Genomic DNA, 15,747 nt, shown 5'->3' with positions numbered 1-15,747 from the left:
ACGCCGCCTAATACTCTATGGGGGCATTGGCCTTCATTGGAATCGAGTCGGGAGCCGCCTCACCCCATTGCGCTCTGACACTATTGAGTATTTCCAGTAGCGACCGGCCCGATTCACCCCGGAAAGATCCGGCGGTTTCCATTTGCAGGGCGGCCCGCTCCAGCCGCATGAAGCGAATCATATATTCATCTCTCTTGACCGCATCACTCTCAAGCTCAAGACCGGCTATCTCATGCGCCAACCTCTCCAGTGCGGCGCGGATCCCGGCGGAATCCCCGGCGATCACATCAAAACGCCCCTCCTCACTGAGGTAGGGAACTTCGGCGAATTGCTGAGTCCAGTGATATGACCAGGGGCCCAATTCATCCGGCAAAAACTCAACCATCCAACAATGATCGCCCTGATATTCCGCCTTGATCCTGTGTTTCTCACCCTGAGGGGAGACAAAGGTCCAGAGAACTTCCTGTTCTTCAGGCGGCGCCGTCAGAATCCAGGTATCCCTCAATTCGGAACGAAAACCGGTTCCGAGAGGAACCGGATCGACGGCGGCGGTGAGCCGCAGGACTTCCGGTGACGACGGGCGGCGGGTCGGATGGGACAGGACACACCATTCAGCCCGCTGATCCCGAACAGCGGATCCCATCTCCAAGACAGGCGGGATAAAACCGATTTCAGGGATGAAAGTGGCCGCAATCCATTCCGCCGGCCCCTGTGGGAATCCATCCAACAGGGTGCGCCTTCCATACTCGAGGTGAATTTCCTTCTCAATCGTGGAGATTTCGCAGGATGACTCCCACTCCAATATAAGATACGGGCGCCGCCTCACATTCCGCTGATCGCCATGATTCCCTGAATAGAAATATATCATCGAACCGGGGAGATCTTCCGCATAGTCATCGAGTTTGATGAGGAAAAGAAGGGGGCGCGCCTCATTGAGTTCCCGCTCGATATAAGAGGCGAGACGGGAAGAAGAAAAGGATAACAAGGAATCGCCCGGTTGCAGGATCGCTTCGGCGAGAGGCATCCCGCCCGTATCGGCCTGGGGATCGCTATCGGAGGCATACCCGGCGCCGGGCAGCCCCCAAGGCTGATCAGGCCAGGAGTTATCATTCCACCAAACCTCACCCGGTTTCGGCGGACTGACATTGTCGTAGAGCGTTCCTCCTGTTCCAGGGTTCCAATCCTTTCGGACGTCATAAAGCAGCACACGCGTTGGGCGGAAGGGATTATTCTCCAGAGTTAAACAGATCCGGGCTTCCAGGATATCGGCACCGGGAGGAAGCTCGATCTTCTCCCAGCGCTGTAAAATCCGGAACAACTCATATTCGCCGTATCTCGGCGAGCGATCCCGGCGGCCGGCCCGGACATGGATCTGACCCGGTTGATTCCAACCATAACGAAATCTTCCATCCAGGAATCCTCTGAGATCATTATCCTCCATCCCCTGATAACCGGTTCCGTTGACCCAAGTGGTGCGATGGCGTGCGGGATGGACTATGGGAGTGTGCGGGGGCTCGTCCTGCAGGAGGGGACCTCCATAGAGCGAGACAACAAGACGCCCCTTCACACCCGGGGGGGATACGGGCAATAGATCCTGTTTCATCGGTTGCCGGAATGATTGGACAATGTGAAAGCCCCCAATGAGACAAATCCCGATGGGGATAGAATAGGCAAGGAGTCGCTTTATCATTGGATCTCTTCTTTCTTGCAGCCTTCTTCTCATTCAAGGACCAATAAGGCTCCGGCATCGTTTATGGGACCAGTCTGAGCGCCCAATCCCCTTCTCCCAGCGGGCGAAAGAGCTGCGTCGCGCCCCCCGGAACCGGGTCAAGAGCAGTCCAGTCACCTTTCCGAGGATCAAACCAGGTCACCCTCCAGATACCGGGGAAATCATGCAAATTGATCTCCACCTCATCGCCTTCTGGAAGATAGGCCAGAAGTTCCCGTCCTCTCTCCCCCAGAAGATAAGCTTTACCGCGAACGACCATCCCGGCCAGAGGTTCAAGCGCGGTGTAGGGAACCGCCGAAATAAAATCGGACAAGGGCGGGAGAAAGGCTCCGGTCCCGCTGCCGGCGCCACCGGCGAAGAGAGCGCACCAGGCTTTGATTCTCCCCGCGTCATCCTCTCCGCCCAGAGAAAATTCCTCATTGAGCAGGGGTTTTGCGGCCGCCCCACGGTTTGTTAATCCTAATGTATAAACAGAATCGTAGTCAGCTTTGTTTCCGGGCTGTATGATAAGGTAATCGGCCCAATCCGATTCTGGATAATCAAAGTCGCCCGGCGTTCCATGAACGCTGACAAGCCGGCTCCAGGGATTTGCTTCCTGAGTCACCCTTCCCGCGACCTCGACCTCTTTCCGGGACCACCCTTCTTCCCACTCGAGACAAACAACAAAGATCGTATTGACGAAACCCGACAATCTCGCCATGCCGTAGCGGATGAGTTCAAGGCGTTGCTCCAGCGGCAGCTTCCCAAAATCCGAATCATCGGCAAAGAACCAGATATGAGCCGCCATATCTGCATCCCGCAAACGCCGCAGCCAGTGTTCATACATCCGCCAATAGGAGAGATTAAAGACAACCTGCCCCTCTTTTAACTTTTTCTCCGACCATGGCGTCGTCTGAATCCCGCCGTAATCCCCGCGGTTGGCGAGATAGATATCCAGGCGGTTGCATTTCATCCGCCGGTGGCGGGCCAGCATCTCTTCGCGATCAGCATCGATCACCTGCTCAGAAAAGAAGGTGTGGCTGAACTGGATCGGTTCCGGCGCTGCCTCATCGAGGAATTTGGCCATGAGATAGAGAGGTGTCCCATCCGCAGTGGAGAAGAAACGGGAATGCTTGGGATGAACAATGATCGGACCGCGGGCGAATAGACCCGGCAGGCTGCCTCGGCAAAGGATGCGGCCCCCTTTCCCATGCAGCTCGCTCAAACCGGAGAGAATCTCCCATGACCACCACCCCTCTGTATCGGGACAGAGACGGATTTTGAAAACGTGACCGTTTGAGCCGCCTGCGCCATCACCATCGAAGAATCCATCCACATGAAAACGCCGTCCCCCGGGCGTCCAAACGACAGCCTGTACATTAATATCGGTGAAGGGGCTGATATCCCCCTTCGCCTTGAATTCTTTCTCGGAATGTAAAATGATATCGACTGTTCCATAGCGGGGAACAATCAAGGTTTCGGATTCCGAAAAGGAAACCTTGCCATCGGCGGCATAGGGATAAGAAGAAGGATCGACACCCGATTCATTGAGACATCCCCCAACCGATAAAAGGCAAGACAGGATCGGAAGAGAAAGTTTCCGCCATACCGCAATCCCGGCAGAGACCGGCCTGTGGCTCAGCGGCCGTCGGAAGATTTTGACGTTCTGAGGAAGAGCCACAAAACACCCCCGGGAAGCAGACCGATGAAGTCCAGAAGCTGGCGGACCGCTCCCAGCGCGAAGGCGGCGCCCCCCGCAACACCCAAAATGCCGAAGAAGAGGACACCCAATCCCTGGAAGACGCCCAGAGAGTCCACACTAATCGGCACGCGGGACAGCAGGACCATCGGCGGCACGGCGACCAAGCAGGGCAGAAAACCGATCTTCAAATCAAGAGCCAGCGCAACAATCCAAATCCCGACCACTCCGTGCAATGATTCGATCATCGAAAAAATATAGAAGAGACAAAGGGCGCGGGGATGATTCCGGTACGATTGATATTCAGACGCAAAACCGGAGAGCTTTCGCCCAAGGGGTCCCAAGCGCCGGATCAGAAGGTCGGGCGGCATCACAAGTGAGATCCAGGCGAAGAGGACCAGTATAAAGCCCCCGGCGAGAGTCGTCAGGGCCGGCGCGACGGGCAGGAGATCCTGCCTCCAGGCTGCCATGAGGCCGAACCAACCCACCGTAACGAGCGCCATGAGCCCGACAACCCTCTCCATGAGGATCGACGCGGCCAGGGCCGGCCGATCGCCCTTGGGAAGATTCAGAAGGAAATAGCGGACCAGATCGCCTCCAACGGTCGCCGGTAAAAAGGCGCCGACAAAAGTGCTGGCGTAATAAACCGATATAAGGCGCCGGATCGGAAGTCGGATCTTCAGCGGATGGAGCAGAATCGACCACTTATACGCCATGAACCCGCGGTTCAGGATGAAGATCAGTAGATAGAGACTACTGTAAAGAAGCGCCCGCGGCGTCTGCAGATGGGAGAAGTGATCGATAAAACCTTCCGACCAGAATTGCCGGGCAAGAATGATAAAGATGACGGATCCGATGGCCAGCCGGAGGACAAGGCCGGCCGGGCCGCCCCAGAATCGTCCCAGACGGGAAGGTCTTTTTTCTTCATCCGGCATGGGAGGCCGCTGCCGCCGTCGAGCGATGGATGAAGGTTTCATACCACAGTGAAAGATTGATAAGGGCCCAGAGGATATGATTGTGGTTGTGCCGGCGGGAGAGATGTTCATCGATGAGGCTGTTCACCGCATCCGCTCGGAGAGTCCGGTGAACCAGGGGACATTGTGTAATCGTCGCAACCATGAAATCCCGCAAATCTTCGCGCAGCCAGTTTTTTATAGGAATACTGTAACCTTGTTTGCCTCTTCCGACGATTTCAGGAGGCAGCAGATCTCGCATCGCCTCCCTGAAGATGGCTTTTGTTGTCATCCCATGGAGTTTTCGCGAGGGATGCAGCATCGCTGAGAATTCAACAAATTCATGATCGAGGAAGGGAACCCTGACCTCAAGGCTCGTGGCCATCGACATCTTATCCACCTTCATGAGAACGGAATCCGCCATTGCCATCCGGATATCTATATAAACTTCCCGATCTTCCCGGCAGGCTTCCGCACAGCCTTCTGCGATACGCCGGATAGGCGCAAAGATCTCGGCGTCGACCGATCGAAGATAATCCGATTGAAAGAGTTTTTGTATAATATCGGCATTCAGAAAGTACTGCCATCGCATATGCTCTCCATCCTCGGGAAGCAGAGCCCCCTCGGCGAACCGCTTCAGCATATTGATCATTCCCTTCTTCTGGGGCTGATCCGGAAGCACCGCGACACATTGGAATCCGAGACGGCGAAGCGGAGCGGGAATGGGACGAAGGCGATGATTCAACCGGCTGGCGCGAAAACGGTCATACCCCATAAACAGTTCGTCGCCCCCCTCTCCGCTTAGACAGACCTTGACATCCCGCCGGGCTCGTTCCGAAATGAGCATCAGCGGGACAGAAGAGAGATCAGTCATCGGTTCATCGAGGTGCCAGACGGCTTTGCGAATCCGCTCCGGTGTCAGGGGATCTATCATCAGCTCATGATGTTCGCTTCCTACATGACGGCTGACGATCCGGGCATAGGGCAATTCACTAAACGTGGGATCTTCATACCCAATTGTGTATGTTCTGAGAGTCTCTTTCATATGGCGGCTCATAAATCCAACCAGGGCGCTTGAATCAAGGCCTCCGGATAGAAAGGCGCCGACCGGCACATCACTCAGCAACCGCCTTCTTACCGCTGTTTCAAGAATCTCCGCAAGACGCCGCTCTTCCTCCCGCGGTGACAAGGAGCCATGTTCGAAATGCAGATCCCAATAGGGCTCTTCTTTGCACATGCCGTTTTCAAAAATGAGAGTATGGCCCTGCCGCAATTTCCGGATCCCGCGAAAGAGCGTGCGGGGAGCGGGCACGAACTCATATCCCAAATACTCGAACAGAGCTTGTTCATCCACCTCGCGCGGCACATCGGGATGTTCGAGGATCGCTTTGACCTCGGAGGCAAAGATGAGGAGATACCCATGATGGTAATAGTAGAGCGGCTTGATGCCGATACGATCGCGGGCCAGTAGAAGCCGCCGCCGGTTCCGGTCCCAAAGAGCGAAGGCAAACATTCCCTGGAACTCTGTGACGCAGGCTGGACCGTATTCCTGATAGGCTGGAGCAATCACTTCTGTGTCGCAGTGCCCGCGGAACCTGTGGCCTTTCGCCTCCAGGCGATGCCGAAGCTCGGGTGAATTATAAATTTCCCCATTGTAGACAACCACAATCGATCCATCCTCATTGAGCATCGGCTGATGCCCGCACTCGGATAGATCGATAATGCTGAGACGACGGTGACCCAACGACAGACCGGGTTCGATAAGGATCCCGGAATCATCCGGGCCCCGGTGCGCGATGATATCCGTCATCGCACGGATAGATCTCTCGTCAGCAGCTGTGAATCCAGCGATTCCGCACATTAGCGACCCCTGTGATCAATCTTCGACCGATCCGAACCACCTCTCAAGTATGAAGCGTAAAAAAGGGAGGTCAGACGGAAGAATTTGCGGTTAGCCGGGAATATTCCCCGCAAACCGCCAGTCATCGTTAAAGTCATCCACCTGGCGCATCCGTTCCCCTTCCTCAAAGCCAAAATGATCCTGAACAATCCGCGAGGTCAGATCGACCAGACGCCTTCCAGGGTGACCGGCGGCGGCAAGACCCGTTCGGCGGAGCAAGATATCGCCGATCGTCAGGGCCCATTCCTCTTCAACCGCAAAGAGCAAATCGCCGCGGCGGATCCTGAGTCCCGGCGAATCCAGAAGTTCTTGTCTTGAAGGATCGGCTGCTATCCAGCGTTCCCGTGCAGCCGCCATATCCGGCAGCATGGGCCGGTCGTCGGCCGGCCGTTTCGGAATAGAAATCCCCATCTCCCTGCTGATTCTTTCAACCGCTTTTTCGGAGACTCCGCAAGCGGTTGTATACTTCACTCCCTGCAATTCCCAACCGCCGCCGCCTCTTCGCCGCAATGTATCCTTGTGCGAAGGATCAATACCGCCGGATAGATCGCCGGGCAGGAGGCCCGCATGGATAAAACGGATATCGGAGGGACTCAGCCGGCTAAGATCGGGATGAACAGGGCGAAGCCAGTCGATTGCTTCATTCAGCCAGGCACTATCAAATCGGAACTTCTCCGCCGGATCATAGGGATAAGAGCGGTTGATCGTTCCGATAATCGAACGATCCCGCCAGGGTACGAAAAAAACATTCCGTCCATCGCCGGGGTGGCGCATGGCGACCGCCGTTCCATCACGATTCAGCGGCAGGCGATCCACCAAAAGATTGATCGCTAGGACGGCGGGCCGCACGCCTCCCGCCGGGCCGGTGCAATAAAGAATGGCACCGGCCTCTATCTTTCCATGATCCCGGATTTCCATGCCTGTGATCCGCCCGTCCTTCTCAAGAGTCCGGATGATGCCGGCATAATTTCTTGCGGCAATCGATGACCCGCCGATCTCATGCGCCGCACGAATGAAATCGATGAGGAGACGTTCGGTATCGGTCATCAATCCGTCGTACCAGAAAGGATAACGCGCCGGAGGGATCTGTTTATCCTTCTGAACCCCCACGTTACCCCGAATCGAAATGATATTGTTTAGAAGGAGACCGGTTCGCAGCAGCCATGGGAAAAGAGGACCGCACCCCTTGGGATCCTGCCGGCAGGGCAGCCGTTCAATCCGGCTGGGCGCCAGCCTTAACAGCCGCCGGCGCTCCCGGATCGATTCCAGGCTTCTCCGGAAATCGGCCGATTGGAGGTAGCGAAGCCCGCCATGCAGGATCTTCATGCTGCTGGAGGAAGCGCCCGAACCGAAATCGGATCGATCGATAAGGCAGGCTGAAATGCCCCGCCGCGCCGCATGCCAAAGAGCCGTTGCCCCGAAAATGCCGCCTCCGACGATGAGGAGATCAAATTTCGATTTCATGAGACCCGGCCCCCGCAGTGCAGGCGATATTGTAATTGCTCCCGAATCATGGAAAGGAAAGTTTCACGCCGCCCATACCGGCGAATCGGCGCCCTTTGGTTAAAAAGCTCAAGGAGCGCGGAGCCGGGATGTTCCGGATCAAGTTCCCCTTCAAGGGTGAAGCCATACCCGGCCAGCCGGTCTTCACTGCCGGGAAGGGGCAGAAGATCAGTTCCCGATAGAACGCGGACATCCCCACCGAAGACTTTTGGTTCAGGCAGCGGAGAACAGCGATGCGCGATATCCCCAAGAAAGAAATGTGGATTTTCTTTCCATTCCGGATCTCGAGCGAGTCGCTGAACCAACCGCCCCCGCCGCCCGATCCACTTCCCGACACCCCAAGGCAGAACCGACACCGCCCCTGCCTCCAGCGTTCTCTGTACAATCGCCGCGGCGGGCAGTGAACGATCGGGCACTTCGTTCAATGAATGTTCAGGATTCAAACAGAGGGCGAGAAGTTCGAGTTTTTCGGCCGATTGGAATTGCCGTCCGGCCATCAGATAGATTTCCGGATGACCCGCATCCCCATCCCTCTCGATCCGCACCGACAGAGATTCAAGCAGGGATCGGCACCTCAACTTACGCGTTGAGCCGATTCCGCCGGCTGAACGGAGGCGGGCAAACTCGTTTCGTCCGGACGTCTCGGTGAGCAGAAGCATCAAGGGACCGCCAAGTTCGGCAGCCCGATCCAAGGCCCCCTCAAAGAGGCGCTGGAGATCAAACTCCCGGTGGATGTGGACATGCCCGTCGCAGAAAAGATTCATCTGGCAATCTAGACACCGCGCCGTCCAACCTGTCAACAAGGAAATGGGGAAAGCACGTATCATCCACATATATGGCAAAGAGTTACGGCATTCGCCATGGCCCGATTCAAGCCGGGGAGGCGTCCGAATGCGGGGACTTGCGGGAAGAGGGCAACTAACGCAGTATCATTCTTGTTCTTCGCCAAAATCCGTGAAGTGTGGGAGCGGGATCACCAAGGGCATCTCAGCCGTCAAGATGCTTGTGTTTCTTGCCGTTAACCGGAAGGCTGGGAGGTGGTTCGACTCCCTGGCACAAAATCTCCAATGAGTGGCAACGGTCACCAATGGATCAGCGATAGAGACTCCTCCCCGACCGGGAAGAGCAGGCCCACAGAGGTTCAGAAGTCTTCCATGCGAATACTGGGAATAACCGACGGACAGACAAGCGGCGCAGCCCTTATCGAAGATGGCCGGATCATCGCCGCCATCAATGAAGAGCGGATCGTTCGACTGAAGATGGCACGCGGCTTTCCGCGGAAATCCATTGCCGAAGTCTTCGAGCTCTCCGGTGTGAAGCCGAGCGAAATTGATGGCGTCGCTGTGGCTCAGGAAAATATGGAACTGCGGGAGGAAGTCACAGGGTGGCCCGGGTGGTTCGAGGCTCGAAGCGAAGACAGAGATCTTCACAGCGCCTTCTTCCAGGTGGCATCCCGTTTCGGTTCAATGGCCGACAAGGTTCCCGGCCTCAAGAAGGCTTACCGCTCCCTGCGGACACCAGCCTTTCAACACCGCCGCCGCAGGATTCCCCAAATCCTCCAGGAAGAGTTCGGCATCACCGCGCCGGTCCGATTTATCAATCATCATTTAGCCCATGCTGCATCCGCCTATTGCACCTGCAATTTCGAGGATGCCTTGGTCGTCACCATGGACGGCGGTGGGGACGGCCATTGCTCACATATCTATAGTGTTCGGGGTGGACATTTCAAACGGGTTTGCGATGTGGAATCATACGATTCCCTTGGCAATTATTACGCCTATATAACGGCGATTCTCGGCTATAAGGCAAAGCGGCATGAGGGGAAGACAACCGGGTTGGCCGCCTGGGGAAAACCCATCTACCGCGAAATGCTTGAATCGATGATCGGGTACGAAGACGGCCGTCTTGTGAATCGCGGGAGGGTTTTGTTCAATCAAGCGATGGAACACATCCGCCGGCAACTCCCGGAGGGATGGAAGAAAGAGGATCTCGCCTGCTCTATTCAATGGCTCGCGGAAGATACAACCCGCGATTATGTCCGGTATTGGGTGCATCGTACGGGGCACCGGCGTGTAGCCCTTGCCGGCGGTCTCTTCGCGAATGTACGGATCAACGAAGAAGTTCACATGATTGACGGGGTTGATGAGGTTTTTGTGCATCCGGGGATGGCCGATGAGGGTCTAGCTGTCGGCGCCGCCTTTTCTATGCACCTCGATATGATCCAGGAAAAAGGCATCCCCTGGAAACCCCACCGGCTGGACGACGTTTATTTCGGCAATGAATACAACGAAATGGTTGTTGCGGATGCCGTCCGGCAATCGGGTCTTGAGTCGGAATACTTGCCGGGACATATCGAGAAAGAAGTCGCGGAAAAGCTGGTTCAAGGCATGGTGGTGGCGCGCTGTGCGGGACGAATGGAATACGGCCCTAGAGCCCTGGGGAATCGGACGATCCTTTATCAGCCGAACGATCCCTCCGTCAATGACTGGTTGAATGAGCTCCTTCGGCGGACGGAATTCATGCCTTTCGCCCCGGCCACTTTGGAAGAGTCGACCGATCAATTGTTCAAAAACGCCACAGGCGCCCACGACACGGCGCGGTTCATGACAATTACATTCCATTGCACCGACTGGATGGCGGAACGGTGCGGCGGGGTTGTTCATATCGATGGGACGGCACGCCCCCAAATCGTCCGGCGCGAAGACAATCCGTCTTATTATAAAATCATTGAAGAGTATTATAATCGAACCGGTGTTCCTGTTGTCATCAATACATCTTTCAATGTTCACGAAGAACCGATCGTCCGAACGCCTCATGATGCGATCTCTGCTTTTCTTGACAGCAAGCTCGACTACCTCGCCATGGGTGATTTCCTCCTAAAAGGACCGATGGGTAGCCATCAGGTCAGAAAAAAGTGGGAAGGGCGGAGCAAATGGAGTCGCAGCAGCACGGGATCCCCCGCTACATCGGAATAGTCATCGGCTTCCAGTACCACAGGCCAGGTATTGTTGCCCGATGGCGAGCGGTGGGCCGCACCTGTTCACCTTCCTGGTCGAAGTTATTTGTGGGTGATTAAATGCCAATCATGACGCTGCCAGAGATTTCGATTGTCGTCCCATTATACAATGAGGAGGAGAATGTCCGTCCGCTCTGTAACGCCGTTCGAGAGGCGTTAAAGGAGTGGCCCCGCACCTGGGAGCTGTTGCTTGTTGACGACGGCAGCCGCGATCACACGGTCGACGCCGCGGCCGAAGAGGCGGCGGCCGATCCACGCCTCCGTCTTCTGGGGTTGAAGAGGAACCAAGGACAAACAATGGCGATGGCCACCGGATTCGCCAAAGCCCGCGGCAGAATCATTGTGAGTATGGATGGTGATCTACAAAACGATCCCTGTGACATCCCAATGATGGTCTCCCGTATTGATGATGGATTTGATCTTGTCTGTGGGTGGCGCAAGCAAAGGAAGGATCTCTTTCTCTCACGCAGACTCCCGTCGCTTGCGGCCAATGCCCTCATTGCTTGGATTACAGGGGTTCACATTCATGATAATGGCTGTTCCCTCAAAGCTTACCGGGCGGCAGTCATTCAAACCGTACGCTTGTATTCTGAAATGCATCGTTTCCTCCCGGCCCTGGTCTCGATGACCGGCGCACGGATTACTGAAGTCGTCGTTCGCCATCATCCAAGAATCCATGGACAAAGCGCTTATGGCCTCTCCCGGGTCTTCCGCGTGCTCGGTGACATGATTATCATCAAAATGCTCACCCAATTCTCAAACCGGCCGGGACAGTGGTTCGGGTTATTGGCGCTGCCTTTTCTCGTTTTGGCGCTCGTCCTCGCCGGTGTATGGGCGGGCGGTATCTGGTTCTCCTCAAAACCAGTCTCGATCATTTACCCCTCGCTGTCCGTTCTCAGCATGTACATGTTCGGCTCGCTGATGACATCCTCAATATTGAGTGAAATGTTGCTGGCGAAGGCCGATAAAAACTATTTACGGGATCTCACAAGCGTCCTGGCCGTGGTCAAGGAACTGGGCCCCCATCAAGCCCGGAATGGAAAATTATGAATCCGCATCCCGACATAACGGGTGATGATGGGATCGAGGTATCGATCGTTTGCACACCGGGCCATTATGCGCGAAACCTTGCAGAGATTCACAGGGAATTCCGTGAGATCCTGGATCATTCGGGAAGAAAGGCGGAGTTTCTCTATATCATTAATGCGAACCGGGAAGAAACATATCAGGAGCTTTCTAAGATCGTCGAAACGAAATTTCCGGTCCGGATTATGCAATTGTCGAGAGGTTTTTCAGAAGCAGCCTCATTGAATCATGCTTTTGAGGTCGCTCGGGGCCATCTGATTATCACGATACCAGATCATTTCCAAATTGATCCGGGTATCCTGCCGGAAATTCTCAAGGCTCTGGATTCCGGTGTTGAAGTTGTACTGACACGGCGGGAGCCACGCAAAGACGCATTGATCAATCGCCTTCAATCAAGACTCTTTCATATGCTTGCCGGACGAGCCTACCCCCGGAAGTTCCGCGATCTCACATGCGGGTTGCGCGGATTTAAGCGGGATGCCGCCCGAAAATTGGACCTTTACGGTGATCTTCATCGCTTCATCCCGATCCTGGCCGCTCATAAGGGATTTAGAATGGTGGAAATTCCAGGTGGCCAACGTGAAGAAGACCACAGCCCCCGCATCTTCGGACCGGGCGTCTATGCCCGCCGGTTGCTGGATGTCCTCCACATCCTTTTTGTCACCCGCTTCACCAGAAAACCTCTGCGCTTTTTCGGCTTGGTGGGTCTGAGCTTCTCATTCATCGGTGTCGTGATATGTCTGTTTCTTCTTTGGTCACGACTCGTGGGAAAGGTCGCTCTTGCGGACCGCCCTATGCTTCTTTTAGGCGTTGTTCTGATTGTCCTCGGCGTTCAGATCGTCTCGACAGGGCTCCTTGGCGAAATTATTATTTTCTTTACGGCCGATCGGGAGAAACCTGAAGTCATGGAAGGCCCTCCACAGGCGGAGCCGTTTGAAAATGACGACACATCGGCCGAATAGGATGCCGGAGATTAACAAAAATGGAAACCGTTTGAAGCAGATGAGCCCCAGACAATCTCAGCAATCGACTTCCCCCTTCCAGAACCGGATCTTTCTCGTTCTCGGCGCCGTCATTCTGGGCGCTTTCCTTATCCGTCTTTGGGGATGTCATTACGGACTTCCGTATATCTATCACACCGATGAGGTCTTTGAGGTGAAACGGGCGTTGAAGCTTGGCGCTCTTCAGTTTGATTTCCAAAGAGTCTTCAAAGGCGGATTGTATCTCATCCTGTTCGCCGAATATTTTGTTTATTATATTGTTCTTTATCTATTGGGGATCATTAAAAACGGTTTTGACTTCCTGGTGCTGTATTTCAAGGATCCCACCGGATTCTGGCTGATCGGCAGGATTACCGTCGTCATAATCGGCACATTGAATGTCTATTGTATTTATCGCCTTGGAGAGAAGATCGGCACCCGCACGATCGGACTTCTATCGGCCTTATTTCTCGCTTTTGCATATGACCATACATGGTCTTCCCGTTTCATCACTGTTGATATTTTGATGACAACCATGATCACGATCTCCCTGAGTCATATGATCGACATCCTGAAGAGTGGCAGCCAGCGGCACTACATTCTTGCCGCGCTTTTTGCGGCGTTCGCCGTCATGACGAAACTCCCGGCGATACTCCTTCTGCTCTCCTTCGGCCTCACCCATGCCCTTCGCCTTTACACTGAAAAGAAACCCGCCCAACGATTCCTCAGCGATCGAAGAATTCTGTCCGCCGCCGTTGTTTTTGTTGTTGTTACGGCGATTGGAAACCCTGGATTCTTCCCCGGCATCATAAGATTGGCGCTGGCCTATTTGAAGACGGCTCCTCCGGAAGCTCTCTCGGCGCTGGATGTCGACCCATTCCCCATCAGGACGACCAACATCTGGCTCTATTATATCAAGACGATGGGGCATTCACTGGGATACCCGATCCTGGGGTTCTCCCTCGTCGGCCTAGCTGTTTCATTATTCCGAAGAAAACAGGGTGAATTCATACTTTTCCTCTTTGCACTCTTCTCCTACATCATGATCTGTATCCCTCTACAGGTGAATAATATCTACGCGCGATACACCCTGCCGGTCCAAATCGGCTTGGTCATCTTCGCCGCTTTGGGTATCGAATATTTTAGAAAGTTTATCAAAGAAAGATCAGCATCAGAGATATTTCTCGTTGCCGCAGTCGCCCTGACGATCGCATCTCCATTGTATAAATCGGTGCAATGCGCCAATCTCCAAACACATGAGGACACACGCACTATCGCCAGGAAATGGGTCCATGCAAATATCCCGGCGGGGGCCGCGATCCTGCTTGAAGGCAGGGGCTATTCTTCGTCAACAACAACAATCCCTCTCGACAATCTTACATCCAATATCACAGACTCGATCGATAACTATCGCACTGTCGATCAGCGCTGGAACACCAATGAGAATTACGCACGGGAAAAGGACCGCTTCCACAAAGCGGCCGTCGAGGCGCTTAAAGGCGAGAAATCATATAATCTCTTTTCAACCATGTCGGCGGCGGGCAGCTATGAAAGCCTTAATTGGTATATTGAGCAGGGAGTAGAATACATCGTTATCAATCCGAACAAACTAAGAGACTTCACCATAGGCGCCAACTATCAAAGGTACCCGGAGATCGGCGATTTTTACAGAGATATCATTGAAAGTCCCAGGCTCGAAATGATCCGGCGATTCGAACCGGTCAATCGTCTGGGACCCACATTAGAGATTTACCATGTTATGAAGTAACCGCGTTCTCAAGATTCAATCTCATCGCCAGCGAATTACGACAGTGTTTGCTGAGGGTCAGAGGGTGCCGCTTCACTTCTCTGAAACCAAGCCGGCGGTAGAATCGGCCCGCAACTGTTAATTTTGGACTCGTTTGAAGAAACAACTCCTGGGCACCCCGGTCCCGAGCTCTCTTAATCACTTCATCGGCCAGAGTCTTGCCGATCCCGCGTCCGCGGAACTCTTCGGCAACCGCCATCTTTGCCAACTCCAAAACGCCATGAGGATGCTCAAGCAGGGCGCAAGTCCCGACGATGTGACCCTCAAGGCGGGCAAAAAGGATCTCCCCGCCTCGCTTGATAATATTCCGGTTGGGATCGTCCAATAGTTCCGCGTCGCTCTTCTCGATCGTGAATTGCGCCTCCAGCCACTGACGGTTCAACGAGGCAAAGTGTTTTTTATAGGCGGGGCGATATTCCACAATCTCCAATTTCTGCGATAGCGGCAGATTCAACCGGCGGCGCAACCGATCCAGCATTGAAGAATCGTCGAGCGCCGATTCGAGGCGGTCCAATCCGCCCAGCAGATCGATACCGGTCTCCTCCAAGAGTTCCCTCCCCGCAACCCGGATCTCATCCCAGACAGGTCTGAGACATTTAATCGTCTCGCGCCCCTTTTTAGAAAGGCCGAGCAGTCTTTTGCGCTCATCCTTCGGATCGCCCTTCTCCACAATCAGATCACGCTTCAATAAATCGCGGGCGATTTGGCTGATCGCGGGATGCGTCAGCCGAAGCGCCCGTGCCAGATCTGTCACCGCCATCGCCGGTCTCTGCGCCAGTGCATAAAGCAAAGGAAATCCGCTGGCGGTAAAATCAATATTGAGGTCATCGTAAACTTGGGATACGTCCCGCATGAGACGATCGCTTAATCGCTTCAGCCGACTGGCCAAAGCCAATTCCCCCAGTTCTGTAATGGTATCCATGTCCGCGCCTCCCATCCTGAGTCTACCCTGTACACTAAATATGGCGTTAGTCCTTTCTTGATCTGCAGAAGCGCCATCATAAGCCATTGCATTATCGCAAAAATCACACTACACTTAGTATCGCTTGGATGTTTGGAATCTGTGACTGTCGTCGGATTGGCCAACACGCTTTT

The 15,747-nt window shown here is 54.5% G+C and carries 11 protein-coding genes; 4 read left to right on the top strand and 7 right to left on the bottom strand.

Annotation, left to right across the window (positions count from 1 at the left end):
* Positions 1-7: 7 nt before the first annotated feature.
* The 6 genes from KJ970_00795 to KJ970_00770 form a co-directional block, all read right to left on the bottom strand.
* Positions 8-1,603, bottom strand: a complete 1,596-nt coding sequence (locus tag KJ970_00795) for a DUF5060 domain-containing protein (protein MBU2689438.1) — start codon at positions 1,601-1,603, stop codon at positions 8-10.
* Between the two features lie 148 nt (positions 1,604-1,751).
* Positions 1,752-3,389 (bottom strand): DUF5060 domain-containing protein, encoded by a 1,638-nt coding sequence (locus KJ970_00790; GenBank protein MBU2689437.1) that lies wholly within the window; start codon positions 3,387-3,389, stop codon positions 1,752-1,754.
* Positions 3,347-4,384, bottom strand: a complete 1,038-nt coding sequence (locus KJ970_00785) for a flippase-like domain-containing protein (GenBank protein ID MBU2689436.1) — start codon at positions 4,382-4,384, stop codon at positions 3,347-3,349. The genes KJ970_00790 and KJ970_00785 overlap by 43 nt, the downstream gene beginning before the upstream one ends.
* Positions 4,332-6,221: an asparagine synthase (glutamine-hydrolyzing) gene (gene asnB, locus KJ970_00780; protein MBU2689435.1), complete on the bottom strand. Its 1,890-nt coding sequence runs from the start codon at positions 6,219-6,221 to the stop codon at positions 4,332-4,334. The genes KJ970_00785 and asnB overlap by 53 nt, the downstream gene beginning before the upstream one ends.
* A 90-nt stretch (positions 6,222-6,311) precedes the next feature.
* Positions 6,312-7,724 (bottom strand): FAD-dependent oxidoreductase, encoded by a 1,413-nt coding sequence (locus tag KJ970_00775; protein MBU2689434.1) that lies wholly within the window; start codon positions 7,722-7,724, stop codon positions 6,312-6,314.
* Positions 7,721-8,566 (bottom strand): hypothetical protein, encoded by an 846-nt coding sequence (locus tag KJ970_00770; protein MBU2689433.1) that lies wholly within the window; start codon positions 8,564-8,566, stop codon positions 7,721-7,723. The genes KJ970_00775 and KJ970_00770 overlap by 4 nt, the downstream gene beginning before the upstream one ends.
* Positions 8,567-8,917: 351 nt before the next feature.
* On the opposite strand from KJ970_00770, the gene KJ970_00765 reads away from it, so the two are divergent.
* The 4 genes from KJ970_00765 to KJ970_00750 all read left to right on the top strand — a co-directional run bounded on the left by KJ970_00765 (position 8,918) and on the right by KJ970_00750 (position 14,613).
* Positions 8,918-10,738 (top strand): hypothetical protein, encoded by a 1,821-nt coding sequence (locus tag KJ970_00765; GenBank protein ID MBU2689432.1) that lies wholly within the window; start codon positions 8,918-8,920, stop codon positions 10,736-10,738.
* Between the two features lie 110 nt (positions 10,739-10,848).
* Entirely contained in the window at positions 10,849-11,829 is a 981-nt protein-coding gene (locus tag KJ970_00760; protein ID MBU2689431.1) for a glycosyltransferase family 2 protein, read from the top strand.
* On the top strand, positions 11,826-12,827 hold the full coding sequence (locus tag KJ970_00755; protein ID MBU2689430.1) for a glycosyltransferase: 1,002 nt from the start codon (positions 11,826-11,828) through the stop codon (positions 12,825-12,827). Before KJ970_00760 ends, KJ970_00755 begins: the two co-directional genes overlap by 4 nt.
* Entirely contained in the window at positions 12,805-14,613 is a 1,809-nt protein-coding gene (locus KJ970_00750) for a glycosyltransferase family 39 protein (GenBank protein ID MBU2689429.1), read from the top strand. The genes KJ970_00755 and KJ970_00750 overlap by 23 nt, the downstream gene beginning before the upstream one ends.
* Here the strand turns inward: KJ970_00750 and KJ970_00745 are convergent.
* Positions 14,603-15,574: a bifunctional helix-turn-helix transcriptional regulator/GNAT family N-acetyltransferase gene (locus KJ970_00745; GenBank protein MBU2689428.1), complete on the bottom strand. Its 972-nt coding sequence runs from the start codon at positions 15,572-15,574 to the stop codon at positions 14,603-14,605. The two genes, KJ970_00750 and KJ970_00745, sit on opposite strands and share 11 nt — an antisense overlap.
* Positions 15,575-15,747 lie beyond the last annotated feature (173 nt).

The sequence above is a fragment of the Candidatus Eisenbacteria bacterium genome (genome assembly GCA_018831195.1).
GTDB lineage: Bacteria > Eisenbacteria > RBG-16-71-46 > CAIMUX01 > JAHJDP01 > JAHJDP01.
Note: the sequence above shows the minus strand (reverse complement) of the source record. Positions and strands in the feature narration are given on the sequence as shown.